This is a genomic window from Dactylosporangium sp. NPDC050688 (assembly GCF_040654515.1).
Classification (GTDB): Bacteria; Actinomycetota; Actinomycetes; order Mycobacteriales; family Micromonosporaceae; genus Dactylosporangium.
The window spans coordinates 26985-51087 of record NZ_JBFAIC010000011.1 but is presented as its reverse complement, the minus strand read 5'-3'; the positions used below and the strand labels follow the sequence as shown (position 1 = coordinate 51087).

Annotated in this window: 22 protein-coding genes and 1 pseudogene; 7 read left to right on the top strand and 16 right to left on the bottom strand. The window is 72.7% G+C overall.

What is annotated here, in order from left to right; genetic code table 11:
- Positions 1-53 precede the first annotated feature (53 nt).
- Positions 54-1709 (bottom strand): histidine kinase, encoded by a 1656-nt coding sequence (locus AB0H83_RS13420; protein ID WP_360091822.1) that lies wholly within the window; start codon positions 1707-1709, stop codon positions 54-56.
- A gap of 184 nt (positions 1710-1893) precedes the next feature.
- On the opposite strand from AB0H83_RS13420, the gene AB0H83_RS13415 reads away from it, so the two are divergent.
- The 5 genes from AB0H83_RS13415 to AB0H83_RS13395 all read left to right on the top strand — a co-directional run bounded on the left by AB0H83_RS13415 (position 1894) and on the right by AB0H83_RS13395 (position 5445).
- Positions 1894-2385, top strand: a complete 492-nt coding sequence (locus AB0H83_RS13415; RefSeq protein WP_360091819.1) for a DUF1707 domain-containing protein — start codon at positions 1894-1896, stop codon at positions 2383-2385.
- 110 nt (positions 2386-2495) lie between these two features.
- Positions 2496-3128 carry an SDR family NAD(P)-dependent oxidoreductase gene (locus AB0H83_RS13410; RefSeq protein ID WP_360091816.1) on the top strand — a complete coding sequence of 211 codons (633 nt, stop codon included), beginning with the start codon at positions 2496-2498 and terminating at the stop codon, positions 3126-3128.
- 42 nt (positions 3129-3170) lie between these two features.
- Complete coding sequence (locus AB0H83_RS13405) at positions 3171-3980, top strand: metal-dependent hydrolase (RefSeq protein WP_360091813.1); 810 nt, start codon at positions 3171-3173, stop codon at positions 3978-3980.
- Positions 3971-4846, top strand: coding sequence for an amidohydrolase family protein (locus AB0H83_RS13400; RefSeq protein ID WP_360092221.1), 876 nt, complete (start codon positions 3971-3973; stop codon positions 4844-4846). The genes AB0H83_RS13405 and AB0H83_RS13400 overlap by 10 nt, the downstream gene beginning before the upstream one ends.
- Positions 4843-5445: a hypothetical protein gene (locus tag AB0H83_RS13395; protein WP_360091810.1), complete on the top strand. Its 603-nt coding sequence runs from the start codon at positions 4843-4845 to the stop codon at positions 5443-5445. Before AB0H83_RS13400 ends, AB0H83_RS13395 begins: the two co-directional genes overlap by 4 nt.
- 119 nt (positions 5446-5564) lie before the next feature.
- Here AB0H83_RS13395 and AB0H83_RS13390 read toward each other — a convergent pair whose 3' ends face one another.
- From AB0H83_RS13390 to AB0H83_RS13375, 4 genes are all read right to left on the bottom strand, one after another.
- Positions 5565-6317 (bottom strand): SRPBCC family protein, encoded by a 753-nt coding sequence (locus tag AB0H83_RS13390; protein WP_360091807.1) that lies wholly within the window; start codon positions 6315-6317, stop codon positions 5565-5567.
- Positions 6318-6494: 177 nt separating this feature from the next.
- The gene (locus AB0H83_RS13385; RefSeq protein WP_360091804.1) at positions 6495-7346 is read right to left on the bottom strand and encodes a xanthine dehydrogenase family protein subunit M; all 852 of its coding nucleotides are present in this window, start codon (positions 7344-7346) and stop codon (positions 6495-6497) included.
- A complete protein-coding gene (locus AB0H83_RS13380) occupies positions 7343-9727 on the bottom strand; it encodes a xanthine dehydrogenase family protein molybdopterin-binding subunit (protein WP_360091801.1) in 2385 nt (794 codons plus the stop codon). The genes AB0H83_RS13385 and AB0H83_RS13380 overlap by 4 nt, the downstream gene beginning before the upstream one ends.
- 85 nt (positions 9728-9812) lie before the next feature.
- Positions 9813-10325, bottom strand: coding sequence for a (2Fe-2S)-binding protein (locus AB0H83_RS13375; RefSeq protein ID WP_360091798.1), 513 nt, complete (start codon positions 10323-10325; stop codon positions 9813-9815).
- Positions 10326-10608: 283 nt separating this feature from the next.
- Here AB0H83_RS13375 and AB0H83_RS13370 point away from each other — a divergent pair.
- Positions 10609-10797: pseudogene (locus AB0H83_RS13370) on the top strand (LysR family transcriptional regulator); the annotation flags it as partial.
- 57 nt (positions 10798-10854) lie between these two features.
- Here the strand turns inward: AB0H83_RS13370 and AB0H83_RS13365 are convergent.
- The 4 genes from AB0H83_RS13365 to AB0H83_RS13350 form a co-directional block, all read right to left on the bottom strand.
- On the bottom strand, positions 10855-11988 hold the full coding sequence (locus AB0H83_RS13365; RefSeq protein WP_360091795.1) for an XdhC/CoxI family protein: 1134 nt from the start codon (positions 11986-11988) through the stop codon (positions 10855-10857).
- Positions 11981-13045, bottom strand: a complete 1065-nt coding sequence (locus tag AB0H83_RS13360) for a VWA domain-containing protein (protein ID WP_360091792.1) — start codon at positions 13043-13045, stop codon at positions 11981-11983. The genes AB0H83_RS13365 and AB0H83_RS13360 overlap by 8 nt, the downstream gene beginning before the upstream one ends.
- Positions 13035-13904, bottom strand: a complete 870-nt coding sequence (locus AB0H83_RS13355; protein ID WP_360091789.1) for a MoxR family ATPase — start codon at positions 13902-13904, stop codon at positions 13035-13037. The genes AB0H83_RS13360 and AB0H83_RS13355 overlap by 11 nt, the downstream gene beginning before the upstream one ends.
- 105 nt (positions 13905-14009) lie before the next feature.
- Positions 14010-14591, bottom strand: coding sequence for a nucleotidyltransferase family protein (locus AB0H83_RS13350; protein WP_360092218.1), 582 nt, complete (start codon positions 14589-14591; stop codon positions 14010-14012).
- 75 nt (positions 14592-14666) lie between these two features.
- Between AB0H83_RS13350 and AB0H83_RS13345 the strand changes: the two genes are divergently transcribed.
- Positions 14667-15170 carry an NUDIX domain-containing protein gene (locus AB0H83_RS13345; RefSeq protein WP_360091786.1) on the top strand — a complete coding sequence of 168 codons (504 nt, stop codon included), beginning with the start codon at positions 14667-14669 and terminating at the stop codon, positions 15168-15170.
- Positions 15171-15524: 354 nt separating this feature from the next.
- On the opposite strand, the gene AB0H83_RS13340 is transcribed toward AB0H83_RS13345, so the two are convergent.
- The 7 genes from AB0H83_RS13340 to AB0H83_RS13310 all read right to left on the bottom strand — a co-directional run bounded on the left by AB0H83_RS13340 (position 15525) and on the right by AB0H83_RS13310 (position 24052).
- Entirely contained in the window at positions 15525-17186 is a 1662-nt protein-coding gene (locus tag AB0H83_RS13340; protein WP_360092215.1) for a bifunctional 3'-5' exonuclease/DNA polymerase, read from the bottom strand.
- A gap of 83 nt (positions 17187-17269) precedes the next feature.
- Positions 17270-18187 carry a carbohydrate ABC transporter permease gene (locus AB0H83_RS13335; protein ID WP_360091783.1) on the bottom strand — a complete coding sequence of 306 codons (918 nt, stop codon included), beginning with the start codon at positions 18185-18187 and terminating at the stop codon, positions 17270-17272.
- Positions 18188-18197: 10 nt separating this feature from the next.
- A complete protein-coding gene (locus tag AB0H83_RS13330) occupies positions 18198-19070 on the bottom strand; it encodes a sugar ABC transporter permease (RefSeq protein ID WP_360091780.1) in 873 nt (290 codons plus the stop codon).
- A 49-nt stretch (positions 19071-19119) separates the two neighbouring features.
- Entirely contained in the window at positions 19120-20565 is a 1446-nt protein-coding gene (ngcE, locus tag AB0H83_RS13325; RefSeq protein ID WP_360091777.1) for an N-acetylglucosamine/diacetylchitobiose ABC transporter substrate-binding protein, read from the bottom strand.
- Between the two features lie 21 nt (positions 20566-20586).
- A complete protein-coding gene (locus AB0H83_RS13320; RefSeq protein ID WP_360091774.1) occupies positions 20587-21339 on the bottom strand; it encodes an SIS domain-containing protein in 753 nt (250 codons plus the stop codon).
- A gap of 76 nt (positions 21340-21415) precedes the next feature.
- Entirely contained in the window at positions 21416-22327 is a 912-nt protein-coding gene (locus AB0H83_RS13315) for a MurR/RpiR family transcriptional regulator (protein ID WP_360092212.1), read from the bottom strand.
- A gap of 456 nt (positions 22328-22783) precedes the next feature.
- A complete protein-coding gene (locus AB0H83_RS13310; RefSeq protein ID WP_360091771.1) occupies positions 22784-24052 on the bottom strand; it encodes an aspartate aminotransferase family protein in 1269 nt (422 codons plus the stop codon).
- Between the last annotated feature and the right edge of the window lie 51 nt (positions 24053-24103).

The window sequence follows — 24103 nt, the reverse complement described above, 5'->3', positions numbered from 1 at the left end:
CACGACCCCGAGCACCCCCGCCCGCCTCGTGGTGGCATCGCCGCGGTGCGGGGTCACGGGCGCTCCTCGCTGAGGGGGATCCTGGCCCGCACCTGGAAACCACCGCCGGGCCGCGGCCCCGCCTCGACCACACCGCCGAACGTGGCCGCCCGGTGCCTCATCCCGGCGATCCCGTTGCCCCCGCCCCGCGCCTGCGCCGGTGCGGCGTCGACGTGGCGTCCGCCGGCACCCGCCTGCGCCGTGCCGCTGCCGGCGGACTCAGGCGAGCCGGCCCCGCCGGCGCCGGGCACGTCGATGGCGGAGCCGCGCCCGCCGGCGCCGGGCACGTCGATGGCGGAGCCGCGCCCGCCGGCACCGGGCACGTCGACGGCGGAGCCGCGCTCACCGGCACTCCCGTCGACGAAACCCACACCGACGTCAGTGGCACCGGCCCGGGCGGCCATCACCACGCCCAGGTCGGCCACCGTGGCAGGCGGATGGGTCGCGGCGCCTGCTGTGGTCGTACCGGCGGCGCGGCCATCGACCGGATCGCCGGCAGTGCCGCCGCCGGACCCCGCCGGGCCCGCGGTGCCGCGGACGTCGTCGGCGCCGGTGGCACGGCCGTCGTCGGTGACGTCGATGGTGAGCTCGCCCGGCGCGTAGCCGACGACGATGGTGGCGGCCGCGCCCGGGCCGGCGTGGCGGCGGACGTTGGTGAGGGCCTCCTGCACGATGCGGAACGCGGCCCGGTCGACCTGCGGCGGCAGCGGACGGGGCGCGCCGCGCGTGTCGACGGTGACGGGCAGGCCGACGGCGCGGGCCTCCTCGACGAGCCGGTCCAGGTCGCGCAGGCCCGGCGTGGGGGTCCGGGGTGCCGCCTCGCCCGGGTTGAGGCCGGCGAGCACGGAGCGGGTCTCGCGCAGCGCCTCGGCGCTGGCGTGCTTGATCGCGGTGAGCGCGACCCTGGCCTGCTCCGGCTGCTCGTCCATGAGGTGCAGACCGACCCCGGCCTGCACGTTGATGAGGGACAGGTGGTGGCCGATGACGTCGTGCAGCTCCCGGGCGATGAGCAGCCGCTCGTCGCTGGCCTGCCGGCGCTCCTGCTCGACCCGGGCCTTCTCCTCCTCGGCGCGGGCCAGCGCCTGCTGCGTGGACCAGTCGCGGGCCAGTTGCGAGTAGCGCAGCGCACGGACCCGGGCCGCCTCACCGAACCCCGCGATGACGAGGCACCACACCCCGATGAGGGCCACCCGTGAGGCCGATTCGTCGCCGCGTACCAGCACCGCGAACACACTGAAGGCGGCGGCCACGGCAGTCCAGGTAAGCCAGCGGTGGCCCGAGGCCAGGGCGGTGAACATGGCGACGATGGCGGCGACGAACCCCGGGCCGTCGGGATAGCCGAGGCTGAAGTAGGCGGCGGTCGGCACCAGCGCGCCGACCAGGGCGACCAGCGGCCACCGCTCGCGCACCAGCAGGGCGAGCGGCCCGGCGAGCAGCAGCAGGTAGCCGGTGCGGTCCAGGACCTCCGCGCCCGTCGTGCCGTAGGCGGCGGCGCGGGTGCCCAGCACCTGCACCAGGGCCATGACGATGACGATCCCGGCGGGGTGCGGGCCGCGCCACCGCCTGCTCTCGTGTCGCTGGATGGACTCCATGCGGTGCGCGAGCCGCGCGGAACGCCGGGCCTCGCGCGCCTCGCGCAGGTCCCGGGTCCAGGGCGGTCGTCGTCTCACACCGCCAAGGTAGTGCAGGGCCAGAAGCTGCGACGTCGCCTTCAGGTCGCGCGGGTCCGTACTCCCTGGGGCGTACACGCGACGCCGGCGTGCGACCCGAGCGGTACACGACGACACGACACGGGTGCGACGCGCGCGGCGCCGGCGGCCGTCAGGCTGGGGAACAACATGGAAGGGGGCCGAGATGGCCGGCGAACGGGTACGAGCATCCGACAAGGAGCGCGAGCAGTACGCCAACATGCTGCGGGCCGGGATGACCGAGGGGCGGCTGACGCTGGAGGAGGGCGAGGAGCGCCTCGCCCAGGTGTACGCGGCGAAGTTCCGTGACGAGCTGTCGCCGCTGACCGCCGACCTGCCCGACGGGGGGCGGCGTGGGCTGTTCGAGCTGCCGGAGACGCAGGCGGAGTTCCTGCGGCAGGGCCGGCGGCACCTGGCCCGGCACGGCGCGTTCGTCGCCGTGGTCGCGGTGGTGCTGACCGGGTTGTGGGCGCTGTCCGGCGCGCACTTCTTCTGGCCGGCGATCCCGCTGTTCTTCCTGGTTCTCAGCGTCTTCCGGCACGCGCGCTGGCGGCGGTGGGCGGCGGCAGGGGGCCCGCCGTGGGCACGCCGGCACTGGGGCCACGGGCCCGGCCACGGACCGTGGGCAGCGGCGTCGGACCGCCAGGGCTGGAGCTGAAGCAACCCGACAGGGCGGCGGCACCGGGCCGCCGAGGGCTGGAGCTGAGGCAACCCAACGGGGCGTCGCCGCGGGCGCGGCGCCCCGCCGATGACGAGAGGCTGGATGGCATGTACCGAACCGAGCTCAAGGGCCGGGTCGCGGTGGTGCTCGGCGGCGCCGACGGGGTCGGCGCCGCGGTGTGCCGGCTGCTCGCCGCCCGCGGCGCCAGGATCGCGGTCATCGGCGACGACGAGAGCGAGCTGCAGGACCTGGTCGACGAGCTGCGGTGGGTGGGTGCCGACGCGATCGGTGTGGTGTCCGGCGGCGTGGATCCGGCGTCGGTCCACGCCGGGGTCCTCGACGAGGTCGGTCCTCCCGATCTGTTGTTCGTTCTGCCGTGTACGACCAGTGCCGGCCTCGACTTCCGCGGGCGGATCGACACCGGGCTGACGGCCACGTTCGAGGCGTTGCAGGCGTTCGTGCCGCGGATGGCCGAGGCACGGGCCGGCGCGGTGGTGACCGTCGCGCCGTTCGGCACGGACGCGGCGACGAGCGCCGTCGGCGGCGGTGTGACCGCGCTCACGCAGCACGTCGCGCGGGAGTACGCGGAGGCGGGCGTACGGGCGAATGTCGTGTCCTGGACACCCGCGGCGGAGCGGGTGGAAGATGTGGCCTTCGCCGCGGTCTACCTGGCCTCCGACGCACCGGCATCGATGACGGCGAGCACCCTCGACGTCGCCGGCACCCATTCACGCCTGTAGCTCCTATGTACGAACGGAAGCCCGCATGGGATAGTCCCGATCATGATGGGCTCCTCGCATGCGCTTTCCGGAGCGGCCGTGTGGTTGGCCGGCTCGCTCGCGCTGGACCAGCTCGCCGACTTCCACCAGACGCCGCTGCAGCTGGCCGTCGGCACGGCGATCTGCGCCGGCGGCGCGCTGCTGCCGGACCTGGACCTGTCCGGGCGGGTCACGACCCGGCAGGGCGGCGCGACGGTGGCGCGGACGTTCGGGGTGCTCACCCTCTTCCTGGCCGAGGTGGTCGAGAAGTTCTCCCTCGGCGTGTACAAGCTCACCCGCCTCAAGCGCGACCCGCACCGGCGCAACGGGCACCGCACGCTGACGCACACCATCATCTTCAACGTCGGTGTCGGGTACGGCACGCTGGCGCTGTGCAACGCGTACGGCAAGTGGGCCGTCATGGGCGTGCTGTTCTTCGCGTTCGCGATGGCGCTGCGCGGGCTGTTCGAGCGGTGGGCGGAGCGGGCCGGCTGGGTCATCGTCACCTTCGCCGCCGGTGCGGCCGCATACCTGGTGTACGAGCGGCTCCCCGGCGACCGCGGCTACCCGCTGCTCGGCATGGCGGTCGGCGTGGGCGGCCTCATCCATCTCGCCGGCGACATGATCACCCGGCACGGCTGCCCCATCTTCTGGCCGATCCCGACCGGCCGCCGGCTGTGGCGCAACATCGGCCTGCCGGACTCGATGGCCCTGACCGCGGGCGACAAGACCGAGACGGTCGTGCTGCGCATCGTGTTCACCACCGTCGCCATCTTCGCCGGTGCCCTGCTGGTCGCGCCGGTCCTGCTGGAGCGGTTCAACATATCGTTGTGAACGACGACACCGAGGTTCCCGCGTTCTGGCAGGCGCTGGGCCTGCCCGGCCTGTTCGACGTGCACACCCACTTCCTGCCGGAGCGGATGCTGCGCAAGGTGTGGGCGCACTTCGACGCCGGTGGGCCGCTGGTCGGGCGGCCCTGGCCGATCCGCTACCGGGGCTCCGACGAGGAGCGGGCCGGGCACCTGCGGGCCATGGGCGTGCGGCGGTTCACCGCGCTCGCGTACGCACACCGCCCCGCCATGGCCGCCGACCTGAACGCGTGGACCCTCGGCTTCGCGGCCCGGACGCCGGAGTGCGTGCCGAGCGCCACGTTCTTCCCCGAGCCCGGGGTCCTGGACATTGTGGACGCCGCCCTCGCCGCCGGCGCCCGCATCTTCAAGGTGCACCTGCAGGTCGGCGCCTACGACCCGAACGACCCGCTGCTGGAGCCCGTCTGGGGCCGGCTCGCCGAGACGGGCACCCCGGTCGTCGTGCACGCCGGCTCCGGCCCGGTCGCCAACGGGTACACCGGCCCGGGGCCGTTCGGCGAGGTGCTGCGCCGCCACCCGGCGCTGGTCGCGGTCATCGCGCACTTCGGCGCCCCCGAGTACGAGGGCTTCCTCGACCTCGCCGACCGGTACCCGAACGTCAGGCTCGACACGACGATGGTCTTCACCACCTTCTTCCCGGGTTTCCCGCCGGCCCTCCTGCCCCGGGTGAAGGAGCTCGGCCTGGCGGGCCGCGTGCTGCTCGGCAGCGACTACCCCAACATCCCCCATCCGTACGCGCACCAGCTGGACTCCCTGCAGCGCCTCGGCCTCGGCGAGGAATGGCTGCGCGCGGTCTGCTGGGCCAACGCGGCGGGCATGATGGAGCGGTGACGACTTCTTCCTCGAACTCCTGGCACGGCCTGGCTGAGCTGCTGCTCGCGGGGCCGCAGTACCGGCGCAGCGGCACCATCCGGCTCCGGGTCACGCCGGCCGGTTTCGCCACCGTCGCCGCGCCCGAGGTGCAGGCCGAGGCCGACGCCCTCGTCGTCGACGGGCGCCGCATCCCGTACGCGGGGCAGACCTTCGCCGAGCTGGCGGCGGCCGCCGGGCTGGACGCCGGCGCGCCGGAGGGCCTCTACAAGGACGGCTCGGGCGCGGCGGCGGGCGACCCGGTCGTGACCACCGACGCCGGCACCGTCCTGGGCGCCCTCGCGGTCGGCGACGCGGCGCTGCGCCGGTTCGCCCCGGACCAGACGCCGGTGCTGTGGCCGGAGCACTTCGACGTCGGGATCTCCCTCGGCGAGGTGAACTACGGGGTGTCCACGGGCGACTCGGCGGTGCCCGAGCCCTACGCGTACGTGGGGCCCTGGACGCCGCGCTCGGGTGACTTCTGGAACGTGTCGTTCGGGGCCGCACGGCCGTTGCGCGAGCTCGGGGACGCGGCGGCGGTGGCGGCGTTCTTCGCCGAGGGGCGGGCCACCGCCGGCTGACGCGGCCACCGCGCGGCGCTGGCGAACGCGGGGCCGGTCACCGCAGCCACCGCGTGGCCACGGCGGGCGCGGGGCCGGTCACCGCAGCCGCGGCGCGGCGACGGCGAGCGCGGCGACGGTCACCGCCGCTTGATCCACCAGATGATGCCGAACACCACGGCGAAGCTGGCGGCGGCGGTGACGACATACGGGACGGCTCGCCGCACGACCGAGCCGACGCCGCTCACCGCGAGGAGGTCGATCGGCTCGACCTCCTCGCTCGGCTCCACGGACACCGACGACTCCGACAACGCGGTCGGCGCGGACGCGGCGAGGGCCGGCTCCCGCTGGATCGTCTCCGCCACCTGGGCCACCTCCTCGGCAGGAGGAGCGCCGGCGGCGAGCTTGCCGGCCAGGCAGTCGGCGAACTGGCCGATGAGCTTGGCGCTGACGTCGCCGATGAGGCCGCGGCCGAACTGGGCGGCCTTGCCGGTGATGTCCAGGTCGGTGGCGACCTCGACCCTGGTCTGCGCGTCGCCGTCGTCGTGCAGGGACGCGGTCACCCGCGCCGAGGCGGTGCCACCGCCCCGGCTGTCGGCGCCGGAGGCGGTGATCACGACCCGGTGGGCCGCCTCGTCCCGCTCGACGAACCTGCCCTTGCCCTTGAAGGTGAGGCTCACCGGGCCCAGCTTCACCTTGACGGTGCCGGCGAAGTCGTCGCCCTCGAACGAGCTGAGCGCGGCGCCCGGCATGCACGGCGCGATCCGCTCGATGTCCAGCAGCACGTCCCAGGCCTGCGACACCGGGACGGGCACGGTGAAACTGTGTTCCAGCAGCACGGTCGTCAGACCCCCAGCGCTCGGCGGCACGGCCCGCCAGGCGACCCGGGCCACGCTCCGACCATAGTCCCGTCCCGCCGCGCCGCGCAGCACGGTCACCCCGAAACCCGCGACCAGGCCTGTGCGCGCGCACACAATTGACCCGTGGCCGCCCTGACCCGCCGCCGTGCCAGCACCGGCGGGGCGGACGGAGGGCCGTCCGGCGAACCGGACGGCCCCGAACGGACGGGCTCAGATGCCCAGGGCCTTGCACACCGCCCTGGCGGTGAGGACGCGGGCCAGGTCGCGGCGGTAGTCCGCGGAGGCGGTGAGGTCGTCGACCGGTGACGTGCCCGACGACACGGACACGCAGGCCGCCGCGACGGCCTCCGGGGTGGCCGGCGAACCGGTCAGCGCCGCCTCGACCTCCACCGACCGGTGCGGCACCGGGCCCATGTTGCTCAGCGCGACCCTGGCGCCGGAGATGGTGCCGTTGGAGCGCGACACCGCCACGGCCACCCCGACGATCGCCCAGGCCTGCGCCATGCGGTGGAACTTCTCGTAGTGGGTCGACCAGCCGTCCGCGCCCGCCAGCCGCACCTCGACGAGGACCTCGTCGACGGCGAGCGCCGTGGTGAACAGGTCCACCGAGAAGTCGGCGGCGCTCACCTCGCGCCGCCCGGACGGACCCTGCACGACGTAGGTCGCGTCCAGCGCGGCGGCGACCGCGGGCAGGTCGGCGGCCGGGTCGGCGTGCGCGAGCGAGCCGCCGAGCGTCCCGCGGTGGCGCACCTGGCGGTCCCCGACGGTGGCGGCAGCCGCGGCGAGCAGCGGGGCGTGCCGCCGTACCAGATCCGAGGAGGCCACCTCGGCGTGCGTGGTCATCGCGCCGACGACGAGGGTGTCGCCGTCGAGCCGCACGCCGCTGAGGCCGGGCACGCCGGCGAGGTCGACCAGCAGCGTCGGCGCGGCGAGCCGCAGCCGCAGGACCGGCAGCAGCGACTGGCCGCCGGCGAGGACCTTCGCCTCGTCCGCCGCGCCGAGCGCGGCCACCGCCTCCTCCACTGTGGATGGTCTGACGTAGTCGAACGCCACGGGGATCACGACGCACCTCCGCGCTTGATCGCCCGCCACACCCGCTCGGGCGTGCAGGGCATGAGGATGTCGTCGACGCCGTACGGGCGCAGCGCGTCGACGATCGCGTTGACGACGGCCGGGGTGGAGGCGATGGCGCCGGCCTCCCCGACGCCCTTGACGCCCAGCGGGTTGGAGGTCGCGGGGGTCTCCGTGCGGTCGGTGACGAACTGCGGCAGGTCGGCGGCGCTGGGGATCGTGTACTCGACGAACGACCCGGTCAGCAGGGTGCCGGAGTCGTCGTACACCGCCTGCTCGTGCAGGGCCTGCGCGATGCCCTGCGCGACGCCGCCGTGCACCTGGCCCTCGACGATGAGCGGGTTGACGACCTTGCCCACGTCGTCCACGGCGACGTACCGGTGGATGCCGACGTGGCCGGTCTGCGTGTCGACGAGCGTCGCGCACAGGTGCGTGCCGTGCGGGAACGAGAACGTCTGCGGGTCGAACGTGGCGTCCGCGTCCAGGGTGGCCTCGACGCCGTCGGGCAGGTCGTGCGCGGCGAACACCGCGAACGCCGTGTCCGCGAGCGTCTTGCTGGCGTCGGGGGTGCCGCGCACGCGGAACGCCCCGCCGGTGAACTCGATGTCGTCGGGGCTGCATTCCAGCATGTGCGCGGCGACGACGCGGGCCTTGTCGCGCACCTTGCGGCACGCCTCGACCAGCGCGACCCCGCCGACGGCGAGGGAGCGGGACCCGTACGTGTCCAGGCCTTTGTGCGACGTGCGGGTGTCGCCGTGCAGGACCTCGACGTCCTCGAAGGCGACGCCGAGCTCGTCGGCGACGATCTGGCTCCACGCCGTCACGTGGCCCTGCCCGTGCGGGCTGGTGCCGGTGACCACCTCGACCTTGCCGGTCGGCAGGACCCGGACGGACGCGGTCTCCCAGCCGCCGGCGGCGTACCGCAGCGCGCCCAGGAGCCGCGACGGCGCCAGGCCGCACATCTCGGTGTAGGTGGACACGCCGATGCCGAGCTGCACGGGATCACCGCTGTCCCGGCGGCGCTGCTGCTCCGCGCGCAGCCCTGCGTAGTCGAACAGGTCGAGGGCCTTGTCGGTGGCGGCGTCGTAGTCGCCGGAGTCGTACACCAGCCCGGCGACGGTGGTGAACGGGAACTCCTCCGCCTTGATCCAGTTCTTGCGGCGCAGCTCGACGGGGTCGACGCCGAGCTCGGCGGCGAGGTCGTCCATGGCGCGTTCGATCGCGTACGTCGCCTCGGGCCGGCCCGCGCCGCGGTAGGCGTCGGTGATGGTGGTGTTGGTGAACACGCCGGTGCACTCGAAGCGGTACGCGGGCACCTTGTAGATCGAGTTGAACATGAACGCGCCGAGGACCGGCACGCCCGGGCCGACCAGGCCGAGGTAGGCGCCCATGTTGGCGATGAGCTTCACGTCGACGCCGGTCAGCGTGCCGTCGCGGGTCGCGGTGAGCGTGATGTCCTGGATCTGGTCGCGCCCGTGGTGCGCCGACAGCATCGAGTCGCCGCGGGTCTCGGTGTACTTGACCGGTTTCTGCACGCGCCTGGCGGCGAAGAACGCGATCATCTCCTCCGGGGTGACCTGCAGCTTCCCGCCGAACCCGCCGCCGACGTCCGGCGCGATGACCCGGATCTTGTGCTCGGGCACGCCGGTGAGCAGCGCGTAGAACACCCGCAGGATGTGCGGGATCTGCGTCGCCGACCAGATGGTGTACTCCCCCATCCCCGGGTCGACGACGACGCTGCGCGGCTCCATGAACGCGGGGATGAGCCGCTGCTGGATGTACCGGCGGTGCAGCGTCACCTCGGCGGACGCGGCCGCGTCGGCGACGTCGGTGCCGGTGCCGGCCTGCGCGGAGTCGAAGACCCAGGTGTACGAGCGGTTCGTGCCCTTGTCGGGGTGGACCAGCCCCTCGTCGCGTGCCGCGGCCGCCAGGTCCAGGACCGGGGCCAGCGGCTCGTACTCGACCTCGATCGCCTCGAGCGCGTCGACGGCGCTGTCGCGGTCGCGGGCCACGACGACCGCCACCGCCTCGCCGTGGTGGCGCACGAACCCGTCGGCGAGCGGCGGGCGGACCGGATGGACGATGTCCTCGGTGACCGGCCACGCGCACGGCAGGCTGCCCTGGACGTCTGCGACGTCGGCCCCGCTGAACGCGTCGATGACGCCGGGTTGCCGCAGCGCCGGCCGGACGTCGACGGACACGATGCGGGCGCTGGCGTGCGGGCTGCGCAGGATCGCCAGGTGCAGCATCCCCGGCAGCACGACGTTGTCGGTCCACCGGGTCCGGCCGGTGATGAGCCGCGCGTCCTCCTTGCGCCGGCGCGCCGCGCCGACCTCGCCGGCGGCGGCCTCGGGCTCGATGACCGCGGTCATGACGTCACCTCCGCTACGCTCCGGCGCCGCCCTGACCTCGAGACTGCGCCCATGATGCCCAGCCCTCCGCTGCGCTCCGGGCCGGTCATACCGTCGCCTCCTTGGGCAGGGCGGCCTCGGCGGACGCCTGCAGGGCCGTTGCCGCCGACTGCACCGCGCGGATGATGTTCTGGTACCCCGTGCAGCGGCACAGGTTGCCGGACAGGCCCTCACGGATCTCGGCCTCGGTCGGGGCAGGGTTGTCCCGCAGGAGGTCGACCGCGGACAGGATCATCCCGGGGGTACAGAAGCCGCACTGCAGGGCGTGCAGCTCGTGGAACGCCTGTTGCACGGCGTGCAGGGAACCGTCCGGACCGGCGAGGCCCTCGATCGTGGTGACGGCGGTGCCGTCGGCCTGCACCGCCAGCACGGAGCAGCTCTTGACGGAGTGCTGCTCGCCGTCGGCGCTGCCCATGAGGACGGTGCACGAGCCGCAGTTGCTGGTGTCGCAGCCGACGACCGTGCCGATCTTGCCGAGACGTTCTCGAAGATGATGGACCAGCAGCGTCCGGGGCTCGACGTCGTCAACGTAGCGACTGCCGTCGACGTCGACGCTCACCCGGACTCGATGGGAAGAGGACACGATTGCCTCCCGCGGGGACGTGCCGAAACGGCCCGTCGCGCGGCGGACGCACCCGGGCCACTGCCTGATCAGCAGAACCCAGAAGCGGTGATAAACGCAACCCTCCGCGGGTCTTGACTTCCACGAATCTGGACCTTGACAAAGCGGCGGGGCACGGCCCGCGCGAACTGTCGTATCCCGGACTCGCCCTCGATTGTCGCTCGGCGGCGATGTGGGCGAGGATCGACGGATCAATCCCCACGGTGCGGCGCGGCACGAGCTGGAGGCGTTCCTCACGCTGGCTGAGGAACTGCACTTCGGCCGGACGGCCGCGCGCCTGCACGTGACGACGGCGCGGATCAGCCAGACGATCCGGTCCCTGGAGCTGCGGGTCGGGGCGCGGTTGTTCGCGCGGACGAGCCGCCGGGTCTCCCTGTCGCCGGTCGGGCAGCAGCTGCTCGACGAGCTGCGCAGAAGCCGCGATCAGCACCCCGACTGCCAGGCGCCGTAGACCCCGGCCGGCGGTTCAGACCGCCCGGTGCTCGGCCACGTCGTGGTGGATGCGGCCGACCGTGGTGGTGAGGCGGGCGCCGCCACCGCCCCAACGCCCGGCGATGATCTCCGCGGCGATGCTGACCGCGGTCTCCTCCGGGGTGCGCGCGCCGAGGTCGAGGCCGATCGGCGACGACAGCCTGGCCAGCTCCTGCTCGGTCATCCCGGCCTCGCGGAGGCGGGCGAGGCGGTCGTCGTGGGTCCGGCGGGAGCCCATGGCGCCGACGTACGCGAGGTCCTCCCGCAGCGCGACCTGCAGCACCGGCACGTCAAACTTCGGGTCGTGGGTGAGCACGCACACCACGGTGCGGGGGTCGACCCGGCCGGCGTCGAGCTCCGCGCGCAGGTACCGGTGCGGCCAGTCCACGACGACCTCGTCGGCGCCCGGGAAGCGCTTCGTGGTGGCGAAGACGGGCCGGGCGTCGCAGACGGTGACGTGGTAGCCGAGGAACTCGCCGATGCGGGCCACGGACGCGGCGAAGTCGATCGCGCCGAAGACGATCATCCGGGCCGGCGGGGCGTAGGAGGCGACGAACAGCGTGAGGCCCTCGCCGCGCCGCTCGCCGTCCAGGCCGTAGTGCAGGGTGTCGGTCCGCCCCGCGGCGAGCAGCCCCCTGGCGTCATCGGCGGCGGCAGCGTCAAGGCGTTCGGACCCTAGCGAGCCCGACACGCCGGAAGGCCACACCACCATCCGCCGGCCGATCCGCTCCGGCGGGCCCTCGACCACCGACACCACCGACACCGGGTCCCGCGAGGTGATCGCCGCCGCCACCGCGTCCAGCTCCGGGAACGTGTCCCGCGACACCGGCTCGACCAGCAGCTCGATGATCCCGCCGCAGGTCAGCCCGACCGCGAACGCGTCGTCGTCGCTGACGCCGTACCGCTGCACGACCGGTACACCGGACTCGACGACCTCCTGGGAGAGCTCATAGACGGCACCCTCCACGCAGCCGCCGGAGACGCTGCCGACGGCGGTGCCGTCCGGGCCGACGAGCATGGTGGCCCCCGCGGGGCGCGGCGAGCTGCGCCAGGTCCGCACGACGGTGGCCATGCCGACGGTACGGCCGGACTCCCACCAGCCGAGCAGATCGCTGAGAACCTCACGCACGGCGGACCTCCTCAAGGACGGCGTGTAGCGCCGCCACCGTATGCCCCGCCACGAGCGCGTCGACATGCGGGAGCACCGCGGCGAGGCCACCGGCGGTGGGGGCGAAGCCGGGGCGCCCCGCGTGCGGGCTGACCCAGACGGTCCGCGCGGCGAGGCGGTGCAGGTGGGCGACGGTGGCGCCGAGCCGGGCGGGGTCCGCGGACTCCCAGCCGTCGCTGAAGACCACGACCGCGGCGCGGCGGGCCACGCCCCGGTGACCGTCGCGGCGGACGAACGCGGCGACGCCGTCGGCGAGGCGGGTGCCGCCGCGCCAGTCGGGGATGAGCCGGCCCGCCTCCCGCAGCGCCGCCTCCACGTCGCGGATCCGCAGCGCCGGGGTGAGCCGGGTGAGCTGGGTGCCGAGCGAGTACGTCTCGGTCCAGCGTGGACGGTGCCGGGTGAAGGCGTGGGCGAGGCGGAGCAGGGCGTCGGCGTACGGTGACATCGACCCGGACACGTCGATCAGCAGCACCAGGCGGCGCGGGCGGGGCGAGCGCACCTGGTGCAGCAGCGGCCGGGGCTCCCCGCCGGCCCGCAGCATCGCCCGGACGCTGCGCCGGCGGTCGACGCCGCCGTGGCCGGCGGGGCGGTGCCGGCGGCCGGGGCGGGTGATGTCGGCGGTGGCGACCCGGGCGAGCAGCGCGGCGGCCTCGGCGCGTTCGGCGTCCGACAGGGTGGCGATGTCCCGGTGGCGCAGGACCTCGGTCGCCGCGGCCTGCACCGACAGCGCCGGGTCCTGGTCGGCGGTGGCCGCGGACGGCGGCATGGTGGCCCGGAAGAGCGAGCGCTCTGGCAGCCGCCGCACCTGCCAGGACGGGCCGCGGGCGGCGGAGGCGGGCGGCGCGAGGGCGGCGTCGTAGCGGGCGATGTCCTCGGGCGAGCCGCACAGCGTGAGCCGGCCGACCCAGTACGCGTGGGCGACCCCGGCCGCGTCGAGGGCCTCGGCGTACGCCGCGAGCCGGTCCAGCGTCACCGGCAGGCCGGCCGCCCGCAGCTTCCCGGCCAGCTCAACGAGCACCGACGGCACCCGCGGCCAGGGCGATGTCCTCGCGGACCTTGAGCACCACCCCGAGGGTGGCGGCGGCGAGCTCGGCGGTCAGCGTGTCCGCGGACAGCGCGCGCAGCGCCGCGGCCCAGTCGATGGCCTCGGCGACGCCGGGCGGCTTGACCAGGTCGAGGGTCCGCAGGTGGGCGGTGGCCGCGGCGACCTGCGCGGCGAGGCGCTCGTCGAGGCCCGGCAGGCGGCGGTGCAGGATCGCCGTCTCCCGCTCCGGGGTGGGGTGCCCGACCCAGTGGTACAGGCAGCGGCGCTTCAACGCGTCGTGCACCTCGCGGGTACGGTTGCTGGTGACGACGACGACCGGCGGCACGGCGGCGGTGATCCTGCCGAGCTCCGGCACGGTCACGGCGGCGTCGGCGAGGACCTCGAGCAGATATGCCTCGAACTCGTCGTCGGCCCGGTCGACCTCGTCGACGAGCAGCACGCACGGTGCCCGCTCGACCGCCTGCAGCAGCGGCCGGGCGAGCAGGAACCGGCGGTCGTAGAGGTCCGCCTCCAGGTCGGCGGCCGACAGGGTGCCGTGCGCCGCGGTCTCCACCGCGCGCAGGTGCAGGACCTGGCGGGCGAAGTCCCAGTCGTACAGGGCGTGGGAGGCGTCGAGGCCCTCGTAGCACTGCAGGCGGATCAGCTCGAGGCCGGCGGTCTCGGCGAGGGCGGCCGCGAACGCGGTCTTGCCGACGCCGGCGTCGCCCTCCAGGAAGATCGGCCGGTGCAGGCGCAGCGCGAGGAAGCCCGCCATCGCGAGCCCCTCGTCGGCGAGGTAGCCCGCGTCGGCCAGGCCGGCCGCCAGTGCGGCCGGAGACGCGAAGTCCGGCACCGCTCCACTATGCGCGCCCCGGCGCTCCGCGGCTACTGCCCGGGCGGCTACTGCTCCGGCGGCTGCTGCTCGGCGGACTACCGCCCGGTGGCTGCTGCTCGGCGGCTACTGCTCGGGCGGCACGTCCAGGTCGGTGTCGTCGGCGATGTCCTCGCACGGCACCGCCTGGACCAGGTCGGCGTGGGCCGCCAGGTAGGCCCGCGCGCCGACGTCCGCGGTCGCGAGGGTGGCCACGCCGGCCCAGTGGTCCCGTCCGAGGATCACCGGGTGGCCGCGTTTTCCCTGGTACGACGCTGTCACCAGCGACTTCGACCCGCCGTCGGTCGCGGCGAGCAGCCTGGCGACGGCGTCGGGCCCGATGCCGGGCGTGTCGACCAGCAGCACCGCGACCGCGACCGCGTCAGCCTCGCTCTCGGCGTCGGCGACCGCGGCCAGCCCGACCCGCAGCGACGAGCCCATGCCGCTCTTCCAGCCCGGGTTGTCCACCAGCCGCGCGTCGCCCAGCTGCGCCTCGGCGCGCACGCGCGCCGCCTCGGCGCCGAGGACCACCACGATGCGGGTGCAGCCGCCGTCGCGCAGTGTCGCCACAGCGCGCTCGACCAGCAATTGGCCGTCGTCATGGCGCACGAGCGCCTTGGGCCCGCCATATCGGCGGCCGCCACCTGCGGCGAGAACGAGTCCGACGATCGTGCTCAGCGGGAACTCCTCGGGTGCGACACCAGCGCGAGGCTCAGCGTAATACCGTCGGTAGGCTCCTTGCTCATGGCCCTGCACGATCACTGTTCGTATTGCGGTGTCGCCTATGCGTCGGGGGCCCCGTGGCCCCGCCAGTGCGCCTCCTGCGGCGAGACGACCTGGCGCAACCCGGTGCCGGTCGCGGTCGCGCTGCTGCCGGTGGAGACCGACGACGGCCGCGGCCTGGTCCTGGTCCGCCGCGACATCGAGCCGATGCGCGGCGAGCTGGCGCTGCCCGGCGGCTTCCTCGAACTCGGCGAGACCTGGCAGGAGGGCGCGGTCCGGGAGCTGCGCGAGGAGACGACGCTGCTGGCCGACCCCGCCGACGTGCGCCTCTTCGACGTGCAGAGCACCGCCAACGGCAACCTCATCATCTTCGGCGTCCTGCCCCCGCGCCCCCTGTCGGCGATCCCGGCGTCGGTGGCGACCGAGGAGTCACTCGGCTTCGAGATCGGCGTCGGCCCGCAGCAGCTGTGCTTCCCGACCCATACCGACGCGATGGCCCGCTACCTCGCCAGCGCCGACTGGTGACCACCGCCCGCAGCCCGGCAATCGAGCGCCCGGGCCACGACCGGCGCGGCGACCAGGCCGGTGCAGTCCAGGCCGGATGACCCTGCGGTCCGGGTGGGCCGACATACACCACCCGCTGCGGCCCCCTCTGCCGGCTACCCGGTGGATCCCTGGGGTGCTGACCACAGGGATCCACCGGGTAGCAGGAATCCACTGGGTTGCGGGTCCGCTGCCGGCGAACAGTTCGGGGCGCGACCGGCGGGCCGGGTGGCGGTATGGCCGGGGCGGGCCGTACGCCTGCCTGAGCCCGGCGCGGCCGCCCACGCCTACCGTGACGGCCGAGGCGGGCCAGTGCTCCCGCGGCGGCACCCGCCCCTACTTGGCCTCCGCGTAGCAGGTCACCACGGCCACGTCGAGCGGGAACCGCACCGGGGTGTCGGCGAACAGCAGCCGCCTGGCCTCGTCGCCGGCCGTGTGCACCGCGGCGACCACCGCCTCGGCCTCGCCCTCGGGGCAGTGCACCACGAACTCGTCGTGCTGGAAGAACACCAGCTCCGCGGCCAGGCCGGCGAGGTGGGTGCGCAGGCGGGCGAGCACCACGAGGGCCCACTCGGCGGCGGTGCCCTGGATGACGAAGTTGCGGGTGAACCTGCCGCGGGCGCGGCCCCTGGCGCCGCCGCGGGCGTCGACCTCCAGGCCCGGCTCGTCGAACCCTTCGCGCCAGCTGACCGACGAGGGCGGGCAGGTGCGGCCGAGCCAGGTGCGCACGAGCCCGCCGGCCTCGCCGGTGCGGGCGGCCTCCTCGACGAGGTCCCAGGCGGTCGGGTAGAAGCGGCGCAGCGCGGCGAGGGCGGGTGCCGCGTTGCCGCCGGTCTGCCCGTACATGGCGCCGAGGAGGGCGACCTTGGCCTTGGCGCGGTCGCCGTCGAAGGCCTCGGCGGCCAGCGCCGCGTAGAGGTCGCCGGCGGCGCCGGCCCGGGCCAGGCGGTGGTCGGCGGAGACGGCGGCGAGGATGCGCGGCTCGAGCTGGCCGGCGTCGGCGACGACGAAGGTCCAGCCGGGGTCGGCGACGACCGCCTTGCGCACGACCCGCGGGATCTGCAGGGCGCCGCCGCCGCGGGTGGCCCAGCGGCCGGAGACGACCCCGCCGGGAATGTATTCGGCGCGGAACCGGCCGCCGGTGACCCACTGGTCGAGCCAGGACCAGCCGTGCGCGACCCACAGCCGGTAGAGCTCCTTGTACTCCAGCAGGATCGGCACGGCGGGGTGCTCGACGTGCTGCAGCTCCCAGCGGCGGGTGCTGCGCAGCGTGATGCCCTGGCGGGCGAAGGCGCGCAGGACCTCGGCGGGCGAGTCGGGGTGGACGCGGGCGCCGAACGCCTCGTTGAGCCGGGCGTTGAGCTCGACCAGCCGGGCCGGCGGGCCGCCGTCGACCGGGGACGGCGGGCCGAGCAGCTCGCGGAGCAGGGCGTCGTGGACGTCGGCGCGCCAGGGCAGGCCGGCGAACCCCATCTCGCCGGCGACGAGGGCGGCGGCGGACTCGGCGGCGACGAGGGTGCGCATGGCGCCGCCGCCGGGGGCGAGGGACGGCGCGGCGGCGGTGCGGGGGCGCTGCGCGGCGAAGACCCGCAGGACCGCGTCGAGCGGCGGCGGGGGCGCGGCCATGAAGGTCTCGTCGAACAGGGAGTCCTGCGCCTCGCCCGGCGGCAGCGCGGCGCGCGAGGGCGGGTCGGGTGGCACGGGGTCGCCGGTGAGGCGGGCCAGGGCGGCGGCGAGCGAGCGCGGCTGGCCCCAGTGCCCCTCGGCGCCGAGCAGGAGGGCCTCGGCCAGCTCCAGGTCGTGGCAGCGCTCCACGCGCACCCCGGCGGCGAGCAGGCGCGGATAGAGCTCGGCGGTGGACGGCCACAGCCAGCGCGGGCGGTCGCGGGCCTCGATCGCGGCGACCGCCGTGGCGAGGTCGTCGACCCTGCGCTCGGGGCCGAGCACAGCGCCGTCGTCCGCCAGCGGACGCAGCAGACCACCGGCACCTGAGGGCATCACCGCGACGAGCACGACCGCATTACATCGCACACCCCGACAGTTTTCTGGAAACCGTCGGGGGTGCGCGTGCCTGTGGTGGGCTACTTCACTGCTCCGGCGGTGAGGCCGGCCTGGATCTGCCGCTGGAAGATCATGTAGATCACGATCATCGGCAGGATCGAGATGGTCAGCGCCGCGAAGAGGCCGGACCAGTCCGCCTCGTACCCGGCGGCCGTGGAGATGTCCGCGATGCCCTGCGTGAGCACCCACTTGTCCTTCGCGCCGGCCATGAGCACCAGCGGCAGCAGGTACTGCGCCCACTGGCCGATCAGGTTGAAGATCGTGAGGCTGATCAGGCCGGGCTTCGCCATCGGCAGCATCACCGAGAAGAACAGCCTGGTGTGCGACGCCCCGTCGATCGTCGCCGCCTCCGCCACCGAGTTGGGCAGCGAGCGGAAGAACGACGTCAGGAAGAAGATCGTGAAGGGCAGCGAGTACGCGATGTACACCAGGATCAGGCCGGAGTACGTGTTGAGCAGGCCGAAGTTCTTCACCACGAAGAACAGCGGCACGACCGCCAGGAACGGCGGGAAGGCGATGCCGGCCACGAACAGGAAGTAGATGAGGCGGTTGCCCCAGAACCGGTACCGGGCGAGCACGTACGCGGCCATCGAGCTGAGCAGGATCGTGCCGGCGGTGCTGACCGTCACGACCAGCACGCTGTTGAGCACGTACCGCCCGACGTGGGCCTTGGTCCAGGCCCGGCTCCAGTTCTCCCAGCGCAGCTCGGCCGGCAGGGTCCAGGGCGCGGCGAAGATCTCGGTCGTGTTCTTGAACGAGGCGAGGAACACCCAGGCCAGCGGCAGCAGGATGAGCAGCGCCCAGACGGCGAGGAAGATGTGGCCGATGCCGCCGGCGATGTTGAGCTTCTGGCGGGGGCGGGCGGCTTGCGTCACCGCACGCGCGCCCGGCTTGTCGCTGCGCTGACCCGGCGTCTCCCGGCCGATCGTGGTGGTCATGTCCGGCCTCTCAGAACTCGTAGGTTTCGCGACGGGTGACCCGCAGCGTGAACGCCGCGAACACCAGCGACAGCACGCACAGCGCAACACCGTAGGTGGCGGCGTCGCCGTACCGGCTCTGCTGCATGTTGTTGTAGATCTCCAGGCCGAGCACCGTCGTGGCGCCGTCGGGGCCGCCGTTGTCCTGGGCGAGCACCGAGACCAGGGCGAAGGCGTCGAAGGCCAGGATGCCCAGGTAGACCCACGCGGTCTGGATCGTCTCCCACAGCAGCGGCAGCGTGATCCGGAAGAACAGGCTCACCTTGCTGGCGCCGTCGAGCTCGGCGGCCTCGTAGATCTCCCCCGGGACATTGGCCATGCCGGCGGAGAAGAGCACCACGTAGAAGCCGACCGCCTGCCACACCAGCACCGCGATGAGCGACGGCAGGGCCAGGTTCTTCTCGATCAGGAACCCGATGGGCTCGGACAGTCCAGCCTTGAGCAGGACGCCGTTGATGAGGCCCGACTCGTTGGGCCGGTACACCGTCGCGAACAGCACGGCGACGACCGGCATGGCAAGGACCTGGGGGAGGAAGAACACCACCCGGTAGAAACTCGACCCCCAGACCCCCGACGTCTTGCCACCCCTGCCTTTGCCTCCCACGTTCAAGAGGAAGGCAAAGAGCAGGGCGAATGCGATCGTGGCCAGCGGCAGGGTGACGAGCATGATTGCGTGATGCTCCAGGGCCTGCCAGAACCGGTCGGCGTGGAACATCCGATCGTAGTTCTCCAGCCCCACCCAGCGCTTCTTCGTGAAGCCGCGCCATTGGTAGAAGGACAGCTGGACCGTCTGGAAGTACGGCGAAAGAACGAAGATCGAGTACAGCGTTACCGGCGCAACCAAGAACCCCAAAATGAAGGGGAGTCTCCCATGCCGCATGATCAGGCTCCGATCAGCGCTTGAACTTGGTGATCGACGAGTCCTTCTTGATCTCGTCGGCCTTCTTCTGGATACGCTCGACGAACGCGTCGGCCTTGATGCGACCGAACATCAGCTCGTTGGTGGCGGTGCGGGCCTCCTTGTCGAGGTCCTTGTACCAGCCGTCGAAGAACAGGTTGAAGACCTCCTGGCCGGCCGCCTTCAGCGCGTCCTGCGACGACTGCGTGCCGGGGGTGAAGGTCAGGCCCTCGGTGCTGCCCAGGACAACGGTAGGCGCCTTGACGACCTCGGTGAAGCCCTTGCCGCCGGCCTTCGACAGCATCTGGCGCATGTACTCCAGGCCGCCCTTGGGGTTCTTGCTCTTCGCCAGGACCATGTAGCCCTCGCCGGCGGTCGCGCGCAGCGCCGTCGACTTGAGCTTGTCCGAGCTGGTGATGCTCGGGGTGGTCATCATCTGGTACTTGAAGTCGGCCGGTGTGTCCTTCTTCTGCTCGTTCTCCAGCCAGTCACCGGACGGGTACATCGCCAGCTGGTACTGGTTCTGCTTGAGCTGGACGTCGGTGTGCTTGAGACCCTCGGCGCCCTGCAGGTTGTACTTGGCACCGATCTCGGCCCACGCCTCGGCGGCCTGCTTGACCGCGTCGACCTTCCAGGCACCGTCCTCAAGGTTGTCGATGTTCTTGAGGATGTCCGCGCCACCGATCTTCGCGGCGCTGGTGAGGATGACGTTCCACTGGTAGTACGCGGCGTTGGCACCGGCGTAGGCGTACGGCGCGATGCCCTTGGCCTTGATCTTGTCGCAGAGCGCGGTGAACTCGCTCCACGTCTTCGGCGCGGTCCAGCCGTTGTCGGCGAAGAGCTTGCCGGAGTACCAGATGCCGAACACGGTCGAGACGTAGTACAGGACGTACGGCTTGCCGTTGAACGAGCCGGTGTCCACCGTGCCGGGGACCAGCGTGTCGCGGACCTTCTTGCTCGGGTCGTCGACCGACGGCGCGTCGAAGAGGGCGGTCAGGTCCTGCAGCTGGCCGTCGGCGACGAGCGCGCCGAAGTCCAGCGACTTCTCACCGGAGTTGTTGACGAACTCCGGCGCGTTGCCGCCCGCGATCAGGGGCTGCACCAGGGTGGAGATGGCCTGGCTGGACTGGTGCTTGACCTCAGACTTCGGGTGCGCCTTCTTGTACAGCGGCTCGTGCACCTCGGTGGCGTACTTGTCGCCGTAGCCACCGTTGAAGATGACGACGTTGATCGGCTGGTCCTCGGGGGCGCCCAGCGGGTTGGTCGCGGAGACGGCGCCGGTGTTGCTGGCGCCCGGCTCCTCGTCGCTGCCGCTGTCGGCACACGCGGCGAGGAAGCCCGCCGCGGGGGTGGCGACGAGGCCGGCGACGGCTGCGCGCTGGAGGACGGTCCGCCGCGAGAGCGCGATTGGCTGCGACGGGGACTCGGGGGTAACGGACATGATCTGTCTCCTCGGTTCGGGTCAGGCGGTTCGCCGGACACGTCCGGCGTACCGCGACTCGAGGGTGTGGTTGTGCTCGTCCCCGCCGGGGACGTTTGCGGACAGGTAGACGGGAGCCACCTCGCCCGCAGCCTCGATGCGTCGCACGACCTCGGCGACCACCAGCTGCGCCATGAGCGCGTTGGTGACCGAAGAGACCGGGCAGACCGCGCCGCCGCTTTCCAGCGACAGCAGTGCGTCGCCGTACGGCGCGCCGTTGTCCAGCACGACGTCGGCAATATCGGCGAGCCGCTTGCCCGACGGGTGCCTGGGGGACACCCGCTCGGTGTGCTCGACCGACGTGATGGCGATCAACTTGTGTCCGCGCTGCTTGATCAGCAGCGCCATCTCGACGATCCCCCCGTTGATCCCCGACTGTGAGGCCATCACGAACACGTCCTCGGGACGCGGCGCGGCGATCTCGTACAGCTGGGCGGCGATCCGGGGGTCGCGTTCCAGCTTCTCGTCCTCGAGGATCTGGGGGTCCTGGCCGCCGTAGACGACCAGGTCCCGCAGGAGGATCTTGTTCGTCGGCACGAGCCCGCCGGCGCGGCCGGCGAAGTCCACCGCCACCGCCTCGGAGTGCCCGGTGCCGAACGCCTGGAGGAGGCCACCGGCGCGCAGCGCGGTGACGATGTGGTCGGCCGCCTGGTTGACGTTGTCGACCTCGGTGGTGGCGATCCGGTCGATGAGGATCTGGATCGCGGATACGTAGCCGTGCGCGGTGACGCTCATGCCGCCGCCTCGCTTCGCTCACCGGCGGCACGAGGCTCCGCAATGGACTGCAACATGATTCGCTCGCTTCGCTCGCTCATGCGGATGCCTCTTTTCCACTGGCCGACCGGTGACCGGCGACCGCCTGCGCGGTGACGCTGAATGCCGCGTGCGCGCGTTCGTGCGTGCGCTGCGCCACCGCGATGTACAGCAGGTCCAGCACCACCAGCTGCGGGTGCCGGGCGGAGAGGGCATCGGGCCGGAAGGTCGTCGCCTGCGTCGCGGTCAGCATGACGATGTCGGCGACCTCGGCCAGGGGCGAGCGAGGGAAGCTGGTCAGCGCGATCGTGGTCGCGCCCCGGCTGCTCGCCTCGGCGATCATCTCGATGGTTTCCCGGGTCTGGCCGCTGTGCGAGACACCCAGCGCCACGTCGCCGGGCTTCAGCAGCGCGGCGCTGGCCAGACCGTTGTGCACGTCGGCCCAGGCCCACGCGGCGATGCCGATGCGGTGCAGGCAGAACTGCATCTCGCCACCGACCAGGGCGCTGCCGCTGGCGCCGTAGATGTCGACCCGGTCGGCCCGGGCGATCGCCTCCGCGGCCCGCTCAACCTCGGTGAGGTCCAGCAGCGAGGCGGTGTCGTGCATCGCCTGGGTGTCGGCGGCCATGATCTGGCCGAGGACACGCTGCAGGGGGTCGGTCGGCTGGATCTCGCGGCCGATGTCCATCGTCCAGCCGCCGGTCCGCGAGGCGCGGCCGGTCTCGCCGGCGATGGCGAGGCGCAGCTCGGCGTAGCCGACGAAGCCCAGCGCCCGGCAGAAGCGGGTCACGGTCGCCGGCGAGGTGCCACTGCGCTCGGCGAGCTCGACGATCGTCGAGCGGGCCGCCGCGGCGGGGTCGGCGAGGATGAGCTCGGCGACCCGCTGCAGGGCGCCGGTGAGCTCGGGCAGCTGCGCCCGGACCTTCGCCAGGACGCTGTCGCCGGTGCCCATGGCCGGGAAACCGTCCATGGGAGCGGACAGGGGGCCGGACTTGGCGCCCGCCGGGATCGACGACACGGGCGAGGCACTGACAGCGGTGGGCACCGCCGTCGTGAGTTCCTCGCGAGGTGTCATGTCGATCCTTTTCAGCAAAGTTCCTTAACTGTTAGTGGTAAAAGTTCTTACTGAGGGGCCCTTCTTGTCAAGGAGTTGGGTGAAGTTTTCAAACTGTTACCAAAGAAGTGGATCTTAAAGCGAGCTAAAGGTGCAGCTCATGGCCGTTGGACACATGTCGGCAACACGGTGCGGAGCGGCGGTACGACCGCCCAAGAAGACCAGACGTGACCGGGCGATCGTCAGGGCCGGCCACAGATATAGCCCGTTTTGTTACATGCGGGGAGGCCGAGACGATCGGCCGTTTTCATGAAGAAGGGCCGAACAGACCCTTCGGTCCGTTCGGCCCTTTCAGCCGTATATGTACGAGTGTCAGCCGGAAGCGCTCCCAACGGCCGTCAGCGCTTTGGTCAAAATTTCCAGACCTTCCCGCGCTTCGGCCTCGCTGAGGTTGAGCGGCGGCCCCATCCGGATCGTGGTGCCGTACAGGCCGCCCTTGCCGACCAGCAGCCCGTCGCGCTTGCACGCCTCGAACACCGCGTTGGTCGTGGCCACGTCGACCAGCTCGACGCCGAGCATCAGGCCCTTGCCACGCACCTCGACCACGACCGGCGAGTCGACCGCGCGCAGCCCGTCGAGCAGGATGCCGCCGACGCGGGCCGCGTTGGCCTGCAGGTCGTGCGCCACGATGTAGTCCAGCACCGCGTTGCCGGCGGCGGTGGCGACCGGATTGCCGCCGAAGGTGGAGAACGAGATGCCCTGTACCGACTCCATCACCTCGGCCCGGCCGACCACCCCGGCCAGGGCGAAGCCGTTGCCGATACCCTTGGCGAAGGTCAGCAGGTCGGGTGTCACGCCGTGCGCCTGGTACCCCCAGAAGTGCTCGCCCGTGCGCCCCCAGCCGGTCTGCACCTCGTCGGAGACCAGCAGGATGCCGTGCTCGTCGAGGACCTCCTTCCAGACCCGCAGGAGCCCGTCGGGGCCGCTGGTGAAGCCGCCGACGCCCTGGATCGGCTCGGCGATCAGGCACGCGACGGGGCCGGCGGTCGTCGTGGCGAGGACCTCGCGCAGGTCCTCGGCGGCGGCGCGCAGGTAGTCCTCGTCCGACAGGCCCTTGAGCACGCCCCGCAGCCGGTCGCCGGAGTGCAGGTAGCTGACGTTGAACGGGCTGAGCGGCGACGCGGACCAGGCCCGGTTGCCGGTCACGCCGATCGTCGCGGCGGTGCGGCCGTGGTAGCTGTTGCGCACCGCGAGGACCGTGCTGCTGTGCCGGGCGTTGGTCGCCAGTTGCAGCGCGGCCTCGTTGGCCTCGGTGCCGGAGTTGGTGAAGAACACCCGCGCGTCGGGGATGCCCGACAGCCGCGCGATCTTCTCCGCGAGCTCGACCTGCTGGCGGATCAGGTACAGCGTCGAGGTGTGCACGATGCCGGTCCGCAGCTGCCGCTCGACGGCCTCGCGGACGTCCGGGACGTCGTAGCCGAGGGAGTTGGTGAGCACCCCGCCGAAGAAGTCGAGATAGCTCCTGCCGTTACTGTCCGTGACTCGCGCACCCTTACCGGTGACGAGCTCGATCGGCTCGGCGTAGTAGATCGGCATCCAGGAGGGCATGACACCCCGGTGCCGGCTGAGTAGGTCGTCCATGCGATCCATTCTCGCGCTGGCGTTTTCACGCTGCTTCGATATGCTGTCCGG